Origin of the sequence: Pedomonas mirosovicensis, assembly GCF_022569295.1 — a bacterium.
GTDB classification, from domain to species: domain Bacteria; phylum Pseudomonadota; class Alphaproteobacteria; order Sphingomonadales; family Sphingomonadaceae; genus Pedomonas; species Pedomonas mirosovicensis.
The window spans coordinates 2,178,138-2,194,449 of record NZ_JAKFIA010000001.1; the positions used below are offsets into that span (position 1 = coordinate 2,178,138).

Below are 16,312 nucleotides of genomic sequence, written 5' to 3' on the forward strand. Positions count from 1 at the left end.
ACAAGCCCTTCCCGCTCAGCGCGACAGGCGGAACAGCTCGTGCGGACGGCCCGAGCGGATAATGTTCCTGTCGTACTTGAAGCCCAGCTTCTCCAGCACCTTGCGGCCGGGCTCATCCCCGACTGAAATCGTGCTGACGATGGGCACCCGCACAGCGGCGATGTTGCGCGGATAGAGCACGGCCCGCGCCATCTCGGTGCCGTAGCCCTGCCCCCATTGAGAAGCGCGCACGGCATAGCGCAGCTCGGCGCACTCCTCGCCGTCGAACACCTCCGGCTTCAGCCCGCAGTAGCCGATGAAGGTATGGGTGTAGTCCAGCTCGAACAGCCAGAGGCCGTAGCCGTGGATCTCCCAGTTCTCCATGGCCCGCGCGATCATGGCGGAGGTTTCCTCCTCCGACCACGGCTCGCCCGTGGGAGACAGGGTCCGCATAACCACCGGATTGCGGTGCAGCAGGCGCAGATTCTCGAAATCCTCAGGCCCGATGCGATGGGCGATCAGCCGAAACGTCTTCAGCTGGCTGGGAAGAGAATCGACACGCTGCTGTTCAATCGGCTTTAACATTGGTTACCCACTCATTTACGCGTTGGTCAGAATACCAGCGTCCAACCCTTATAACCACTCCGCTAAGCTTATAGCTCCGTCGTCCGAAATAGCAGTACGGCCTGCCCCGCACGGGCCACGTTCCGTCTGCTTCGGCCAGGAAGCGGGGGCGACAGGCCTGGCAGCCCGCCGCCCGCCCTGCCGCCTGAGAGCCGCCGTCAGGGTACGGCGTGCGTCTCGTTCCGCGTTTTCCACAACGAGTAGGCGACACCCGCGCCCAGAATCGCAAAGCTGATGCCCAGCGACCAGGCGGGCGGGAACTTGCCGCCGGGCATGTCGACCAGATCGGCTATGAAAATCTTCGAGCCGATGAACACCAGGAGCACGCTCAGCGCATACTTCAGGTAATGGAAGCGGTGCACCATGGCGGCCAACGCAAAGTAAAGCGCGCGCAGGCCAAGGATGGCGAAGATGTTCGAGGTGTAGACGATGAACGGGTCGGTGGTGATGGCGAAGATCGCCGGCACGGAATCGACCGCAAAGATTACGTCTGCGAACTCGACCATCAGCAGCGTCAGCATCAGCGGCGTCATGTAGAGCGCGCGCCTGCCGGTTTTAGGATCAACCTGCCGTACCCAGAAGTGGTCGCCGTGCAGGGTTTCCGTAACGCGCACATGGCGGCGGACGAAGCGCAGCACGCGCGAGTCCCCCACCGAATAGTCCTCCTCCGCCGACAGCCACATCTTGATACCGGTGAAGACAAGGAAGGCCGCGAACACGTAGAGCAGCCAACTGAACTCGGCCACCAGCGTCGCGCCCGCGCCGATCATGATGCCGCGCAGCACGATGACGCCGAGGATGCCCCAGAACAGCACCCGGTGCTGATAAAGGCGCGGAATGGCGAAGTAGCTGAAGATCATGGCGATGACGAACACGTTGTCCATCGCCAGGCTTTTCTCCACCACGAAGCCGGTAACGTAGGCCGCGCCCGCCTCCGGCCCCAACAGCCACCAGACGCCGCCGCCGAAGGCAAGGCCAAGGGCGATATAGACGCCGGAGAGCATCAGGCTCTCCCGAACGCCGATCTCCCGCTGTTCCCGGTGCACAACGCCGAGATCGAGCGCAAGAAGCGCGATGACAATTCCCAGAAACGCAAGCCACATCCAGATGGGCGTGCCGAGCCAGAGCTGGCCAAGCGCGCCGGAAAGCAACTCGTGCATATGCCTCTCCTGTTCGAGTTCGGATTCGAGGCGCACGATGGTTGAAAGTCGGACCGGGTCTGGATTTCGGGCGATCAACCGGACCCTGGCATCGAGCGCACTCGATGCGGTCCGACATCACGATGCCATTGCGGCAATCGCCAGAGGGGCCCGGCCCGCACACCCCGGAAATTGGTGCAGATGTGGGGATGGATCAAGAGGGCCTGACTAGAAAAAGAGACGCGCTTGTAAATTTGTTCTCTATATGTTCTATTTCACCCATGACGGTGACTCGTGGACGGGCGGCGACGAACAACCGGGCAAGCCAGCGCTTTGGCCTGCCCGACCGGGAGCTTGATGGCGACTGGCTGGATGCGGAAGGAGCCGAAATCGACCGCTGGGGCGATGAGCTGCCACCACTGGCAACAACCATTACCATCGAGACGCCCCGCACCATTCTTACCCGCAACCAGAGCCCGGACCTGCCGTTCGACCGCTCGGTGAACGCCTACAGAGGCTGCGAGCACGGGTGCATCTACTGCTACGCCCGGCCCACCCATGCGTACATGGACCTCTCGCCGGGGCTGGATTTTGAGACGAAACTGTTTGCCAAGCCGGATGCTGCAGCACTCCTCGAAAAGGAACTGGGCAAGCGGGGCTATGTGCCCTCTCCCATCGCCATGGGCACCAACACCGACCCCTACCAGCCCATCGAGAAGCGGTTCGCCATCACCCGAAGTCTCCTGGAAGTAATGGAGCGCACCGGGCACCCGGTCACCATCACCACCAAGAACTTCGGCGTCACGCGGGACATCGATCTCCTGGCGAGGCTGGCGGCGCGTGAGCTGGTGGTCGTCAACATCTCCGTCACCACGCTCGACCACCGCCTCGCCCGCGCCATGGAGCCACGCGCCTCAACCCCGAAGCGGCGGCTGGAAGCCATTCGCCTGCTTGCCCAAGCGGACGTGCCGGTGAACCTGTTCCTCTCCCCGCTCATTCCGGGCCTCACCGACCACGAGATCGAGCGCATCGTGGAGGCAGGCGCTGAGGCCGGGGCGCGGGGCGCCTCCTCCATCCTCCTGCGTCTGCCATGGGAAGTGGCCGGGCTGTTCGAGGAATGGCTGGAGGCAAACGTGCCGGACCGGGCGGGTCGCGTCATGTCGCTGCTGCGCCAGAGCCGGGACGGCAAGGCCAACGACCCGCGCTTCGGCATGCGGATGATCGGCGATGGTCCCTACGCCCAAATGCTGCGCGCCCGCTTCCATGCCGCCTGCAAGCGTCATGGTCTCAACCGGGACCGCTACGCCCTGTCAGTGACCCACTTCCGGCCACCCGAGGGGCCGCAACTCTCCCTGTTCTAAGGCAATCCGGCGCCGCACCCGGACCGGGCGCGTCAGAAATAGGGCCGGTCGGTCAGGCGCTGCGAAATCCACCAGATGTTGCCGGCCGGGTCGCGCACGCCGCCCTGGCGGTCATCGTAGGGCATGTCGGCCACATCCATGATCGCCTCCGCCCCGCCGGTCACAGCCCGGGCCATGGCGGCATCGGCATTCTCCACATAGAGGTAGAAGGCCGCCTTGCTGGCCGGAAACTGCTCCGACGCCTCGCTCACCATCACAGTGGTCGAGCCGAACCGTACCTGGCAGTTGGCGATGCGCCCATCCGGCATCGTGCTGCGCCCGACCTCAATGCCACCAAGCGCGGACACGAGAAAAGCAACGTAACGGTCTGCATCGTCAACGAATATGTAAGGCGTCACCACGCCAAACCCCTGTGGCACATGCATGCTTTATCTCCCCCGTTAAACGAAGCCTATCACTGGCTGGCTGAGGATTCACCTTCTGCGCGACTGACACTCAATGCTGTTGCCTGCTCTCTGAGTCCTGAATGGGTCGACCAACACACCCCCAAACACCCGCCTGATATACTCTAAACCCGCCTTTTCATCGCTTCATCGCTACTTTTGCACAGCTTACCGCTCCTGAGCGTAATTGAGATTGTGTTATTGGCGTGGTGTAGTAGATTACTAATACACCAACACAACGGTACGGTTTGCGTCGAGCCCCAAGCCCCCTTCCCTCAATTCGGAGGTATGAGCCATGTCCCTCGTTTCGTCCCACACCCTGCAGACCTTTGCCTGCGCTCTTTCCGCTCTGGCCCTGACGACGGGCACCATGCTGGTAACCACCGCGACCCCGGCGCACGCCGAAACGCCGCAAACCGCCCATGAGTGGGTTCAGCACACCCAGGCGCAGCTGAACAAGGCCATCCACTATCCCCAGTTCGCCCTCCGCAAGGGTGAGCAGGGCATCGTTCGCCTCTCGGCCACCGTCATGCCGAACGGCACGCTCCAGGACGTCTCCGTCGCCCGTTCGGCGGGCATCCGCTCGCTCGATCACGCCGCGCTGCGGGCGATCGAGAAGATGGACCCGCTGCCGCCGGTGCCGGGCGCGACGGCTCCTCGCAACATCGTTCTCCAGGTCGGTTTCGGCATTGCCGCCTCGCCAAGCAAGGAAGCCGAACTGGTCGAAGCCTTTCAGGAAGTTCCGGCAACCGCCTTTGCAGAGGCAACGCCGAAACAGCCCTGAACCGAGATCCGGCCCACAGTCCCTCGTGGGCCGGATACCACCGGGGCATGACTCACCGGCCCCGGACCATCGTAGCCCTGCCTGCGGGAGAGCTTACCCCAGCTCTCCCGCAATTTTTTAAGCAAGACCGATTGCGCCCGCCGCCGCGGCTTGCCAAGAAGCGGCCATGGCGAAGATCTTGCCCACGCTGGAACTGGAACTGGCTCACGCCGCCACCTGCGGCGGCCTCGTGGCAGGCATCGACGAGGCCGGGCGCGGCCCGCTGGCCGGCCCGGTGATCGCGGCGGCGGTGGTGCTCGACCCCAATCGCATCCCTGTAGGCATTGCGGATTCCAAGGCCCTCGCCCGGGCAAAGCGCGAGGCGCTGCTGGAGGAGCTGCTGCTGGCAGCGCACGTGGGCATCGGCGAGGCCAGCGCGGACGAGATCGACCAGATCAACATTCTGCAAGCCACCCTGCTCGCCATGCGCCGGGCCGTGGAAGCCCTGCCGGTGCGCCCGGCCGTCGCGCTGGTGGACGGCAACCGCGCCCCCAAGCTGCCCATCCCCTGCCAGACGGTGGTGAAGGGCGATGCCACCTGCCTCTCCATCGCTGCCGCCAGCATCGTCGCCAAGGTGACGCGCGACCGGATTATGGACCGGCTGGCGCTCGAGCACCCAGGCTTCGGGTGGGAACGCAACGCCGGTTACGGCACCGCCGAACACCTCGCCGCACTGCGGCAAATCGGCCCGACGCCCCATCACCGGCGCTCCTTTGCCCCTGTTCGGGAACTCTTCGAGCAAGAAGTTGCCGGGTGAGTCTTTTCAGCAACACCGCATCATCTTGAGTCTCCAAGCGAATCGCGACTCTACAATTTGTATCCGAGTCGCAACGTCGAGTCGCATCAACACGACTCGGCAGAATCGCTTTGATTCCGCTCGCGAATCGACCCGTTGACCTTTGCGAATCACCGAATCAGTTTGGTCGGATGATTTGTTCAGCCAAAGATCAAGGGTAAAACGAATGGACTCGCTGCCGCTCAATCAGATCATTGAGGGCGACTGCATCGACATGATGAACCGCCTGCCCGAAGGGTCGGTGGATATGATCTTTGCTGACCCCCCTACAATCTCCAGCTTGGCGGCGAACTGCTGCGTCCGGACAACAGCAAGGTGGATGCTGTGACGGACGACTGGGACAAGTTCTCCAGCTTTGCCGATTATGACCGCTTTACCCGCGCGTGGCTTGAGGCCGCCCGCCGGGTGCTGAAGGACAACGGCACCCTCTGGGTGATCGGCAGCTACCACAACATCTACCGTGTGGGCGCGATCCTGCAGGACCTGGGCTATTGGATTTTGAACGACATCGTGTGGCGCAAGGCCAACCCCATGCCCAACTTCAAGGGCACGCGGTTCACCAACGCGCACGAGACGCTGCTGTGGGTCTCCAAGTCGCAGAACGCCAAGTACACCTTCAACTACGAGGCGATGAAGGCGCTGAACGAGGACCTTCAGATGCGCTCCGACTGGCACCTGCCCATCTGCTCGGGCGCGGAGCGGGTGCGGGTCGATGGCGAGAAGGCCCACTCCACCCAGAAGCCGGAGGCGCTGCTGCACCGGGTGATCCTTTCGTCTACCCGGCAGGGCGACGTGGTGCTCGACCCGTTCTTCGGCTCCGGCACCACCGGCGCGGTCGCCAAGCGACTGGGACGCAACTACGTGGGCATCGAGCGGGAGCGCCGCTACGTGAAGATCGCGGCCGACCGCATCGCCAAGGTGGAACGGCTGGAGGACGAGGCGCTCAGCACCATGACCTCCAAGCGGGCGGAGCCGCGCATTCCCTTCGGCAAGCTCATCGAGACCGGCCTGTTGCAGCCGGGCTGCGTGCTCACCGACCCGCAGCGCCGCTATGCGGCCAAGGTGCGCGCCGATGGCTCGCTCGCCATCAAGGACGCCACCGGCTCGATCCACCAGATCGGCGCCAAGGTGCAGGGCGCGCCCGCCTGCAACGGCTGGACCTTCTGGCACGTGGAGCAGCGCGGCAAGCTGGTGCCCATCGACATGTTCCGCCAGAAGCTGCGGGCCAACATGGCCGCCGCCTGAGGACGGTTCACCCCGAACAAAAAGCGCCGGTCAGGACAGCCCGACCGGCGCTTTTCTATTCACGGCGCAATGGCGTTACTTGTCGTTGTTGATGACGTCCTCGCCCTCTTTGCCGACGGACTCGATGTCCTCGCCCGCGCCCTGAACCGTGTTGCACGCAACCGCTCCGAGAGACAGAGCGGACAGCACCATAAGCCGGATGAGTACGGTCATGTTTCCCTTACTCCTGCGATGAAGCGTCAGTAAGGTTAAGTCCGCACCCGTCATAAAGTTCCATGAGGGTGGCGGCAAAATCGCTTATCCGCCAGATCGGATCACCGGCCGTTGATTACATCCTCGCCGGTCTGGCCGACGGATTCGAGATCCCGGCCCAGCCCCTTCACGGTGTTGCAGCCGGCAGCGCCCAACGCCACGCACGCCAGCACGGCGGCCACTACAAACTTCCTCATGCCCAGCACTCCATCCTCACATCGTTCGTTGCAGGATCGTTCATATGACGATCCCCTGCTTGCCAGTTGATGAATAGCCTGGCCGCCGTTTGCCGCAAGATGAGGATTGTCAGCATGTTCGCATCCGCAATCCGAAAGACTGCCATCTAGACAAGCCGGGGCGTCAGCGCGTGCCGAGCCGCCTTGGCCATCACCGTTGGCAGGCCCGCCGTCTCGATGGCCTCGACCGGGTGCCAGAACCCCTCGACCGGGTTGATGCGGCGGGGCAGCAGCCCCCGTGCAATGGTCAACTCCAGATGAAAATGGGTGAAGGTGTGGCGCACTCCGCCGGGGAGAAGCTGCCAATCCACCTCGATGGGCGCCTGATCCATAAGGTGCCAGCCACCGCCGACCGGAGTTCCGGTCCACTCGGACGAGGGGATTTCCGGCAGGCCGCCGAGCAGGCCCCTGGGAGGGCGACGGCGCAGCAACACATGCCCCTCCGCCTCCAGCCAGAAGACAAGGCCGTGGCGAGTGGGCTTTTCCGCCTTAGGGGCTTTCAGCGGCCAGCGCTCAGGCGTGCCGGAGGCGCGCGCCGCGCATCCTTGCGCCAGCGGGCAGGCCCCGCAGGAGGGCGAGCGCGGCGTGCAGACGGTCGCGCCCAGATCCATCATCGCCTGGGCATAGTCGCCGGGCCGGAGCGAGGGCGTCAGCCTGTCCGCCAAGTCCCGCAGCCGGGGCTTGGCGGCGGGCAAGGCTTCTTCCACCGCGAACAGGCGGGAGACGACGCGCTCCACATTGCCGTCGACCACCACCGCGCGCTGGCCAAAGGCAATGCTGGCGATGGCCGCCGCCGTATAGGCCCCGATGCCGGGAAGCTTGAGCAGCTCCGCCTCCGTCTCGGGGAAGCGGCCGCCGTGCTCCCGCACCAGCGTTTGCGCGCAGGCGTGCAGATTACGGGCGCGGGCGTAGTAGCCGAGCCCCGCCCAGGCGTGCAGCACGTCATCGAGCGGCGCCTCGGCCAGATGGCGCACGGTGGGCCAGCGGCTGAGGAACCGCTCGTAATAGGGAATGACGGCAGCGACGGTCGTCTGCTGCAACATGATCTCGGACAGCCACACGCCATAGGGGTCGGGCGGCAAGGCCCCAGACGACTGGGCATCGGGCGGCGCACGCCACGGCAGCACGCGGGCGTGGGCATCATACCAGTCGAGCAGTGACAGGGCTGCGTCGGGAACAGCATCAAGGATCTGGACGGACATCCCCTCACCTATGGCATAAGGTGGCCCGTGAACAAGTCATCCTCTCCCCGTACGCCCGACAAGCCGGGCAAAGAACAGGCTGATACGGCCAGGAAGCCCGGCGGCAACCGTCGCCGGTCGGTCACCCGCGTCTCGGACCTGACCTCGCTCGTGGCCGATCGTGCCATCCGCCGCCAGGGCTTCGCGCAGGCCGCCGTGGTCTCGCGCTGGAAGGAGATCGTGGGGCCGGAGTTTGCCCGCTACTGCCTGCCGGTCAAGCTCAGCTTTCCCGCCGGCCAGCGCCGGGGCGGCACCCTCACCGTGCAGGTGGACGGCCCCTTCGCTCTTCACCTCGCCCACGTGCAGGCGCAGGTGATCGAGCGGGTGAACCGCTTCTTCGGCTATGCCGCCGTGGAGCGGCTCGCCCTGCGGCAGGGCCCGGTGCCCGATGCCGCCGCCCTCGCCGAAACCGAGGCCGCCCCCCTTGCCCCACAGGAGGCAAAAGTGCTTGAAGAGGCGGTCAGGAACGTCAAGGACCGCTCGCTTGCCGACGCTCTCGAACGGCTGGGCCGGTTGGTCCTTTCGCGTCCAAAAGCTTGTGGATAACCACGACATTGGGTCTTGGCAGAACGGTCTGTCCCAGACCATACTCACCCCGCCACAAGGGGTAGGCACTAAATCTCGAAAGGCTACGAGATGTTGAAGAAGCAGGTTCTCACTGTCAGCTTCGCGGCGGTGGCCGCCTTTGGTCTGGCGGTTTCGGCGGCTCCCATGGCCATGGCTCAGGCCAGCGCGGCCAAGGCCGGCGCCCAGAAAACCACGGACTGGACCACGGTTGTCCAGCAAACGCCCGAGGGCGGGTTCATCATGGGCAATCCCAAGGCGTCCGTGACGCTGATCGAGTTCGCTTCGCTGACCTGCCCCCACTGCCGTCACTTCCATGAGGAAGGGATGGAGATCCTGAAGAACCAGTACATCAAGTCGGGCAAGGTGCGGTACGAGTTCCGCAACTTCATCCTGACCGGCCCGGACTACGCGGCCTCCATGCTCGCGCGCTGCCAGGGAACGAAGCGCTTCTTCCCGCTGCTCGACGCCTTCTTCTCCCGCCAGGAAGAGTGGGTGAAGCCGTTCATGCAGGTAACCGAGGAGCAGCAGAAGCAGCTGGCCGCCGTGCCGCAGCAGCAGCAGATCAAGGCGCTGGCCGAAATGGGCAAGCTTGACCAGTATGTGCGCCGCCTCGGCATCCCCAAGGCCAAGTTCGACCAGTGCCTGACCGACCAGGCCGGCATCAAGAAGCTGGCCGACATGCGCAAGAGCGCCATCGAGACCTTCCAGATCACCGGCACGCCCAGCTTCGCGCTCAACGGCAAGAAGCTGGAAGGCGCGAACACTTGGCCCGACGTGCGCGCCCGGCTGGATGCGGCCCTGAAATAAGCCAGCTGCTGTTTCATCGGCACTGACACGAAAGACAACCGGCCGTGCAATTTAAGCGTCTCAGGCTCTCCGGCTTCAAGTCCTTTGTCGATCCCACCGAAATGCGGATCGAGGAGGGTCTGACAGGCGTTGTCGGCCCCAACGGCTGCGGCAAGTCGAACCTTCTGGAAGCGTTGCGCTGGGTGATGGGCGAATCAAGCGCCAAGTCCATGCGCGGCACGGAAATGGAGGACGTGATCTTCGCGGGCACGAGCAACCGCCCGGCCCGCAACTTTGCCGACGTGGCGCTGCTGCTCGACAACAGCCAGCGCCGCGCGCCCGCCCAGTTCAACGACGCCGACGAGATCGAGGTCACCCGCCGCATCGAGCGGGACCTGGGCTCGGCCTATCGTATCAACGGCAAGGACGTCCGCCAGAAGGACGTGCAGCTATTGTTCGCCGATGCTGCGACCGGCGCGCACTCGCCCGCGCTCGTCAGCCAAGGGCGCATCGGCGCGATCGTCACCTCCAAGCCGACCGAGCGCCGCGCCATCCTGGAAGAGGCGGCGGGCATCTCGGGCCTCCACACCCGGCGCAAGGAGGCCGAGCAGCGCCTGCGCGCCGCCGAGACCAACCTCACCCGCCTCGACGACGTGCTCGGCCAGATGGAAGGCCAGGTCGGCGCGCTGAAGCGGCAGGCCCGGCAGGCGGAGAAGTATCGCACCCTGTCGGCGGATATCCGCAAGGGCGAGGCCATCCTGCTGTTCCAGCGCTGGCAGGAAGCGGCGCAGCGCCTGGCCGAGAGCCAGGAGCAACTGAAGGCGGTGGATGCCGCCGTCGCCGAATGGACCAGCGCCACCGCCCGCCTCTCCACCGAGCAGGCGGACGTTGCCGCCCTGATGCCGAACCTGCGGCAGGAGGAAGCCCACGCGGCAGCCGCGCTGCAACGGCTCACCCTCGCCCGCGAGGAGTTGGCGGCGGAGGAAAAACGCATTACCGAGCGGCGCGAGCAGCTGACCCGCCAGCTCGAAGACATCAACCGCGACATGACGCGCGAGGCCTCGCTGGAGGCGGACGGCGCTGCCGCCCTCGAGCGGCTGGCGAGCGAGAAAGCCGAGATCGAGGCCCGCCTCGCCGAGGACGCCGACCGGGAAGCCGCCGCCCGCGCCGCCGTTTCGGCCGCCGAGACCGAGGCCTCGGAAGGCGAGCGGGTGTTCGATGATCTCACCCAGCAGAACGCGCAGGTTCTGGCCCGCAAGGGCGCGTTCGAGGCGCAGGTGGAAGCGGCGCGCCAGCGCATCGCCCGCCTGCAGGACGACCTTGCCCGCATTGCCGAGGAGCGCGCCAAGCTGCAGGCCGAGGCAGCGAGCGACGGCGTCGGGCTCGCCGAGACGGAAGCGACCGTGCGCGAGACCGAGGAGGCGCTGAAGGCGCAGGCCGAGGTCATCAGCGCTGCCGAGCGTGTGCGCGTGGAGGCGGAAACCCACCGCCAGCGCACCCGCCTTGAGGCGGAAGCCGAACGCGAGGAGGCGCGCCGCCAGCAGGAAGCCGAGCGCCAGCGCGTGCGCCAGGAAGCGGAAGCCGAGCGGGAAGCCGTGCGCGCGAAGGCGGAGGCCGAGCGCCAGCGCGTTCGCCAGGAAGCGGAAGCCGAACGCGATGCAGCGCGCAGCCGCCTTGAGGCTGAGCGCGAGAACACCCGCGCGGAGGCGGAAGCCGAGCGCCAGCGCGTGCGCCAGCAGGCCGAAGCCGAACGCGACCGCATTCGCGCGGAGGCGGAGGCTGAGCGCCAGGCCGTTCGCGCCCGCCTTGAGGCCGAGCGCGAGCGGGTTCGCCTTGAAGCCGAGACCGAGCGCGACGCCGTGCGCGCCGGCGCCGAGGAAGAACGCGCCCGCATCCGCGCGGAAGTGGAAGCCGAGCGGGAATCCGTGCGCGCCGATGCCGAAGCGGAGCGTCAGGCCGCGCTACAGGCGCTGGAAGCCACCCGCGAATCAGCCACCCGTGAGCGGCGCGAAGCGGAAGCGACAGTCGCCTCGCTGCGGACCGAATTGCAGACCCTCGACCGCCTGCTGGCCGCCCGGCAGGAGCAGGCCGGCGGCACGCCGGTGATCGACCAACTTTCCGTCGAGCCGGGTTTCGAGGCTGCCCTGGGCGCGGCCTTGGCCGAGGACCTGAACGCCCCGGCAGGCGGCAGCGCCAAGCGCCGCTGGCCGGAAGCGGGCATCGACGCAGCGGACAGCCCCCTGCCCGCGGGCGCCCGCCCGCTGGCCGAGGTGGTGAAGGCCCCGGCGGGCCTCAACCGCCGCCTGCGCCAGATCGGCGTCGTGGATTCGCCCGAGGAGGCCGCGCGCCTGGCTGGCCAGCTTGCCGCCGGCCAGCGCCTCGTGAGCCGCGATGGCCAACTGTGGCGCTGGGATGGCTTCTATGCCGCCGCGCCGCAGAGCGGGTCGGAGCAGGAGCGCCTGTCGCAGCGCAACCGCCGCACCGCTGTCGTTGCCGAGCTGGAAGCGGCGGAAGCCCGCCTCAAGACCGTGATCGCCGACACCACCGCTGCGCTGAATGCCGCGCAGGAGCGGATGGACGCCGCGCAGACCAACGGCGCCGCCGCAGTGCAGGCGGCCGACCAAAAGGCGCAGGAAACCCTCGCTGCCCTGCAGGCGCGGCTGGAAGCAGCCGTCTCCGCGGCTGACCGCAAGGCGCAGGAAACGCTGGCGGCGCTGCAATCGCGCATCGAGACGGAACTGGCCGCAGCCGACGCCCGCGCTCAGGAAGCAGTTGCGGGCGTCCAGGCGCGCGTCGAGGCCGAGATTCAGGCGGCCGACGCCAAGGCGCGGGAAACGGTCGCCGCCGTCCAGACGCGCGTGGAGGCCGAGATTGCCGCTGCCAACGCCCGCGCGCAGGAGGCGATCAACGCCGTGCAGGCGCGCGTCGAGGCCGAGATCCAGGCGGCCGACGCCAAGGCTCGGGAGACGGTCGCCGCCGTGCAGGCGCGGGTGGAGGCCGCCATTCAGGAGGCCGACCGGCGCGCGCAGGAGGCCATCAGCGCCGCGCAAACCAGGCTGGACGAGGCGATCGCAGCCGAGCGCGAAGCCCGTAGCCAGCGCACGCAGCTGGAACAGGCACTGGATCAGGCCCGCCGCCGCCTCACCCATCTGCAACAGGAAGCCGCCAAGCGCGATAACCGCCTGCAAGGCCTTGCCGATACCGAGAAGCGGCTGGGCGAGGAAGTCGCCCTGCGCGAAGCGGAGCGTGCCGCCGCGCTTGAGGACATCGCCGCCCTGCCCGATACCGAGGCGCTCGGCCAGCAGGTGAACGAGCAGCGCAAACTGGTGGAGAAGCTGCGGGCGGACCTGGCTGCCGCCCGCGCCGGGCTCGACACCCTGCTGCGCCAGTTGCAGGCCGACCGCAAGCGGCTGGAGACCATCGCCATCGAGCGCGAGGCCTGGGCCGGTCGCCTGACCGGCGGGCGCGAGCAACTGCTGGTGCTGGCGGACCGCAAGGCCGCCGCCGAAACCGAACTGGCCACCATCGAGGCGCGCCCCGCCGAGATCGAAGCCCAGCGCCTCGCGCTGGCGGACGAGATCACGCAGGCCGAGGCGCGCCGCAAGGTGGCCGCCGACACGCTGGCCGAAGCCGAAACCCGGCTGCGGACCAAGGACAACGATCTGCGGCAGGCCAACGAGCTGCTGGCCCAGGCCCGCGAACAGCGCGCACGGCTTGAGACGGCGGTTGAGAACTACGACGCCCGCCGCCAGGAACTGGCGCTCAGCATCGGCGAGCAGTTCCAGTGCCCGCCCCCGCTGCTGCTCAAGACCATCGAAGTGGCGGAGGACGAGCCGCTGCCCCCGATGAAGCAGTTGGAGGTGGACGTCGAGCGGCTGCGGATGGAGCGCGAGCGGCTGGGCGCGGTCAACCTGCGCGCCGAGATCGAGTTGGAGGAGCTGGAGACCCAGCGCAACACCATGATGGCCGAGCGCACCGAGCTGGAGACCGCCATCGGCAAGCTGCGCGCCTCCATCGGCACGCTCAACCGCGAAGGCCGCCAGCGGCTGCTGGAAGCGTTCGAGATGGTCAACGGCCACTTCTCCCAGCTGTTCACCAGCCTGTTCGGCGGCGGCCAGGCCCACCTGGCGTTGGTGGAATCCGACGATCCGCTGGAAGCGGGCCTCGAGATCATGGCCTCGCCCCCAGGCAAACGGCTGCAAACGCTCAGCCTGCTGTCGGGCGGCGAGCAGGCGCTGACCGCCTGCGCCCTCATCTTCGCGGTGTTCCTCACCAACCCGGCCCCCATCTGCGTGCTGGACGAGGTGGACGCCCCGCTCGACGACGCCAACGTGGAGCGGTTCTGCGACCTCCTCATCGAGATGACGAAGAAGACGGACACCCGCTTCCTCGTCGTCACCCACAACGCGGTCACCATGAGCCGGATGGACCGGCTCTACGGCGTCACCATGGCCGAGCGCGGCGTCAGCCAGCTGGTCTCGGTCGACCTCAAGCGCGCCGAGATGCTGCTGGCCGCCGAGTAAGCCAGGCTGCGGGCGCTTATTTCAGGAATTTCAGCATCGCCGGCGCGCTTCGATGGGTGGGGCGCTCCGGCATGACGTTGAAAAAGTCTTTCATTTTCAGTGACGTGGTTGGCCGTACCCAGAACCGCCACGCTGCACTGCGACATTCAGGCCAGCTGCCCCATCGTCACTTCTCCGGCTAAGTTATTGTAATACTTAAGCTTCGACACAAAGCTTAATTCTTAGACTCGCCTTGACACTGGAAGGCGCCGCCACTAAGGTCCGCCGCGCTTTGGCGGCGCTTCTGCGGTGCCGATGAGGTGTTTTTTGTGATATGGACCGGTGAAATTCGGCTAATCCCAAAAACAGCTCGGACGCATGAGGCATGTATGGGTGAAGACCCGGACAAGGCACGGCTGGACTCCTTATCGGCACGCTTGAAAGAAGCGAGGACCGGTCAGAAGGACGACCGCGCGGAAGAATCCCAAGGCAATAAAGCCATGAGCTATGGCCTCCGCATGGGGGTCGAGCTGGTGGCTGCCGTTTTGGTCGGCGCGGGTATGGGCTGGCTGCTCGACCGCTGGTTCGGTACCAGCCCGTGGTTGTTAATCCTGTTCTTCCTGTTAGGGGTCGCAGCGGGGTTTCGCAATGTGCAGCGAGCCTCGATGGAAATGAGCCGAACAGACGAGAACAGCACAGATACGAAATGATGGGGCACGTCAGGTGGCTAGTCCGCTGCAGCAATTTGAAATCGTACCGATCAAACCGTTGACCCTGGGTGGTTTCGACGTGTCCTTCACCAACTCCTCGCTGTGGATGTTGGTGGCGCTCGCGATCATCTGGATCTTCATGATCGGCGGGATGCGCCGCGCGGCGATGGTGCCGGGCCGCTGGCAGGCCGCCGTCGAGAGCATCTATCTATTCGTCGCCGATCTGGCGCAGACGAACATCGGGTCGAAGGGCAAGAAGTACATCCCCTTCCTGTTCTCCCTGTTCATGTTCGTGCTGGCCGCCAATGTTCTGGGCATCCTGCCCTACGCCTTCACCACCACCAGCCACATCGCCGTCACCGGTGCGCTGGCTGCGCTGGTGTTCCTGATGGTGGTCGCCATCGGCATCGCCAAGCATGGCCTGCACTTCTTCTCGCTGTTCTGGCTGAAGGGCAGCCCGGCGCTGATGAACATTTTCCTGCTGGTGCCGATCGAGGTCATCTCGTTCCTCTCGCGCCCGCTGACCCTGTCCGTTCGTCTTTTCGCCAACATGACCGCTGGCCACGTTCTCCTGAAGGTGTTCGCCGGCTTCATCATCAGCCTCGGCTTGGCCGGCGGCGCGCTCAGCGCCATGTCGATCCTGCCGCTGGCAATGAACGTTGCCCTGACGGCCCTTGAACTGCTGGTGGCCGTCATCCAGGCTTACGTCTTCGCGCTGTTGACGTCGATCTACCTCAACGACGCCGTCAATCTGCACTAAGCTTTAATTCCTACAAACTCACCTGCCATACGAGAGAAAGGATAATCCAAATGGATCCTGTAGCTGCCAAGTACATTGGCGCCGGCATTGCGGCGATCGGCGTTGGCCTTGCTGCCATGGGCGTCGGCAACATCTTCAGCAGCTTCCTGAGCGCGGCTCTGCGGAACCCGTCTGCTGAAGCCAAGCTCGCTCCGCGTCTGTTCTTCGGCTTCGCCGTGACGGAAGCTCTGGGCATCTTCGCCTTCCTGGTTGCGCTGCTGCTCCTGTTCGCCGTCTAATCGGCCACAGCCACCAGTTTGAATGCGCGTCCCGGCTTCAGGTCGGGACGCTTTGTATCGTCGGGACACTGACGGGACCGCCATGCCTCAATTAGATATTTCCACCTTCGCATCGCAAATCATCTGGCTCGCGCTGGTGTTTGGCGTGCTGTATTTCGTGGTGGCACGGTCCTCCTTGCCGAAGGTGGCGCAAGTCATCGAAAGCCGCGAGGCGCACATCACGGCCCAGCTCGCCGCTGCGGAAGCTGCTCGTGAAGCGGCCTCCACCGCCGAGGCGACCCGCGAAGAAGCCCTGGCCAAGGCCCGGGCCGAAGCGCAGAAGGTCATTTCGGCCGCCAAGGACGCCATCACCGCCGAAACCTCGGCGAAGCTGGCCGCCCTTGACGTGGAGCTGACCACCCGCCTCTCGGCCGCCGAAACGCGCATCCGGGAAGCGCAGGCCCAGAGCCTGGCCCAGATCGACGCCGTTGCTGCGGACGCCGCCGCCACGATCGTCGAGAAGCTGACCGGCGTTACCGTCGGCGCGGAAGAGGCGGTTCAGGCCGTCGCTTCGGTGAAGGCATAAGGAGG

16 protein-coding genes and 1 pseudogene are annotated in these 16,312 nt (G+C 65.8%); 11 read left to right on the forward strand and 6 right to left on the reverse strand.

Annotation, left to right across the window (positions count from 1 at the left end; translation table 11 throughout):
• Window positions 1-15: 15 nt before the first annotated feature.
• Complete coding sequence (locus tag L0C21_RS10320) at window positions 16-564, reverse strand: GNAT family N-acetyltransferase (RefSeq protein ID WP_259278268.1); 549 nt, start codon at window positions 562-564, stop codon at window positions 16-18.
• Between the two features lie 197 nt (window positions 565-761).
• On the reverse strand, window positions 762-1,763 hold the full coding sequence (locus tag L0C21_RS10325) for a TerC family protein (protein ID WP_259278269.1): 1,002 nt from the start codon (window positions 1,761-1,763) through the stop codon (window positions 762-764).
• 260 nt (window positions 1,764-2,023) lie between these two features.
• Between L0C21_RS10325 and L0C21_RS10330 the strand changes: the two genes are divergently transcribed.
• Window positions 2,024-3,103 (forward strand): PA0069 family radical SAM protein, encoded by a 1,080-nt coding sequence (locus L0C21_RS10330; protein WP_259278270.1) that lies wholly within the window; start codon window positions 2,024-2,026, stop codon window positions 3,101-3,103.
• A 32-nt stretch (window positions 3,104-3,135) separates the two neighbouring features.
• On the opposite strand, the gene L0C21_RS10335 is transcribed toward L0C21_RS10330, so the two are convergent.
• Entirely contained in the window at window positions 3,136-3,528 is a 393-nt protein-coding gene (locus L0C21_RS10335; RefSeq protein ID WP_259278271.1) for a VOC family protein, read from the reverse strand.
• Between the two features lie 313 nt (window positions 3,529-3,841).
• Here L0C21_RS10335 and L0C21_RS10340 point away from each other — a divergent pair, with 313 nt between their 5' ends.
• The 3 genes and pseudogenes from L0C21_RS10340 to L0C21_RS10350 all read left to right on the forward strand — a co-directional run bounded on the left by L0C21_RS10340 (window position 3,842) and on the right by L0C21_RS10350 (window position 6,410).
• The gene (locus tag L0C21_RS10340; RefSeq protein WP_259278272.1) at window positions 3,842-4,330 is read left to right on the forward strand and encodes an energy transducer TonB; all 489 of its coding nucleotides are present in this window, start codon (window positions 3,842-3,844) and stop codon (window positions 4,328-4,330) included.
• Window positions 4,331-4,508: 178 nt separating this feature from the next.
• Complete coding sequence (rnhB, locus tag L0C21_RS10345; RefSeq protein WP_510380959.1) at window positions 4,509-5,126, forward strand: ribonuclease HII; 618 nt, start codon at window positions 4,509-4,511, stop codon at window positions 5,124-5,126.
• A gap of 205 nt (window positions 5,127-5,331) precedes the next feature.
• Window positions 5,332-6,410, forward strand: a pseudogene (locus L0C21_RS10350) (site-specific DNA-methyltransferase).
• Between the two features lie 75 nt (window positions 6,411-6,485).
• On the opposite strand, the gene L0C21_RS10355 reads toward L0C21_RS10350, so the two are convergent.
• The 3 genes from L0C21_RS10355 to mutY all read right to left on the reverse strand — a co-directional run bounded on the left by L0C21_RS10355 (window position 6,486) and on the right by mutY (window position 8,100).
• Window positions 6,486-6,623 (reverse strand): entericidin A/B family lipoprotein, encoded by a 138-nt coding sequence (locus tag L0C21_RS10355; RefSeq protein ID WP_374940233.1) that lies wholly within the window; start codon window positions 6,621-6,623, stop codon window positions 6,486-6,488.
• A gap of 101 nt (window positions 6,624-6,724) precedes the next feature.
• Window positions 6,725-6,859, reverse strand: coding sequence for an entericidin A/B family lipoprotein (locus L0C21_RS10360; RefSeq protein ID WP_259278274.1), 135 nt, complete (start codon window positions 6,857-6,859; stop codon window positions 6,725-6,727).
• Between the two features lie 146 nt (window positions 6,860-7,005).
• On the reverse strand, window positions 7,006-8,100 hold the full coding sequence (gene mutY / locus L0C21_RS10365; protein WP_259278275.1) for an A/G-specific adenine glycosylase: 1,095 nt from the start codon (window positions 8,098-8,100) through the stop codon (window positions 7,006-7,008).
• Between the two features lie 27 nt (window positions 8,101-8,127).
• Between mutY and L0C21_RS10370 the strand changes: the two genes are divergently transcribed.
• The 7 genes from L0C21_RS10370 (at window position 8,128) to L0C21_RS10400 (ending at window position 16,307) form a co-directional block, all read left to right on the forward strand.
• The gene (locus tag L0C21_RS10370; protein WP_259278276.1) at window positions 8,128-8,685 is read left to right on the forward strand and encodes a DUF721 domain-containing protein; all 558 of its coding nucleotides are present in this window, start codon (window positions 8,128-8,130) and stop codon (window positions 8,683-8,685) included.
• Between the two features lie 90 nt (window positions 8,686-8,775).
• Window positions 8,776-9,513 (forward strand): DsbA family protein, encoded by a 738-nt coding sequence (locus L0C21_RS10375; RefSeq protein WP_259278277.1) that lies wholly within the window; start codon window positions 8,776-8,778, stop codon window positions 9,511-9,513.
• 44 nt (window positions 9,514-9,557) lie between these two features.
• Entirely contained in the window at window positions 9,558-14,015 is a 4,458-nt protein-coding gene (locus L0C21_RS10380) for an AAA family ATPase (protein ID WP_259278278.1), read from the forward strand.
• Between the two features lie 368 nt (window positions 14,016-14,383).
• On the forward strand, window positions 14,384-14,704 hold the full coding sequence (locus L0C21_RS10385; RefSeq protein ID WP_259278280.1) for an AtpZ/AtpI family protein: 321 nt from the start codon (window positions 14,384-14,386) through the stop codon (window positions 14,702-14,704).
• Between the two features lie 13 nt (window positions 14,705-14,717).
• Window positions 14,718-15,464: a F0F1 ATP synthase subunit A gene (locus L0C21_RS10390; protein WP_259278281.1), complete on the forward strand. Its 747-nt coding sequence runs from the start codon at window positions 14,718-14,720 to the stop codon at window positions 15,462-15,464.
• A 50-nt stretch (window positions 15,465-15,514) separates the two neighbouring features.
• Window positions 15,515-15,742 carry a F0F1 ATP synthase subunit C gene (locus L0C21_RS10395; RefSeq protein WP_259278282.1) on the forward strand — a complete coding sequence of 76 codons (228 nt, stop codon included), beginning with the start codon at window positions 15,515-15,517 and terminating at the stop codon, window positions 15,740-15,742.
• An 82-nt stretch (window positions 15,743-15,824) separates the two neighbouring features.
• Window positions 15,825-16,307, forward strand: coding sequence for a F0F1 ATP synthase subunit B family protein (locus tag L0C21_RS10400; protein ID WP_259278283.1), 483 nt, complete (start codon window positions 15,825-15,827; stop codon window positions 16,305-16,307).
• Window positions 16,308-16,312 lie beyond the last annotated feature (5 nt).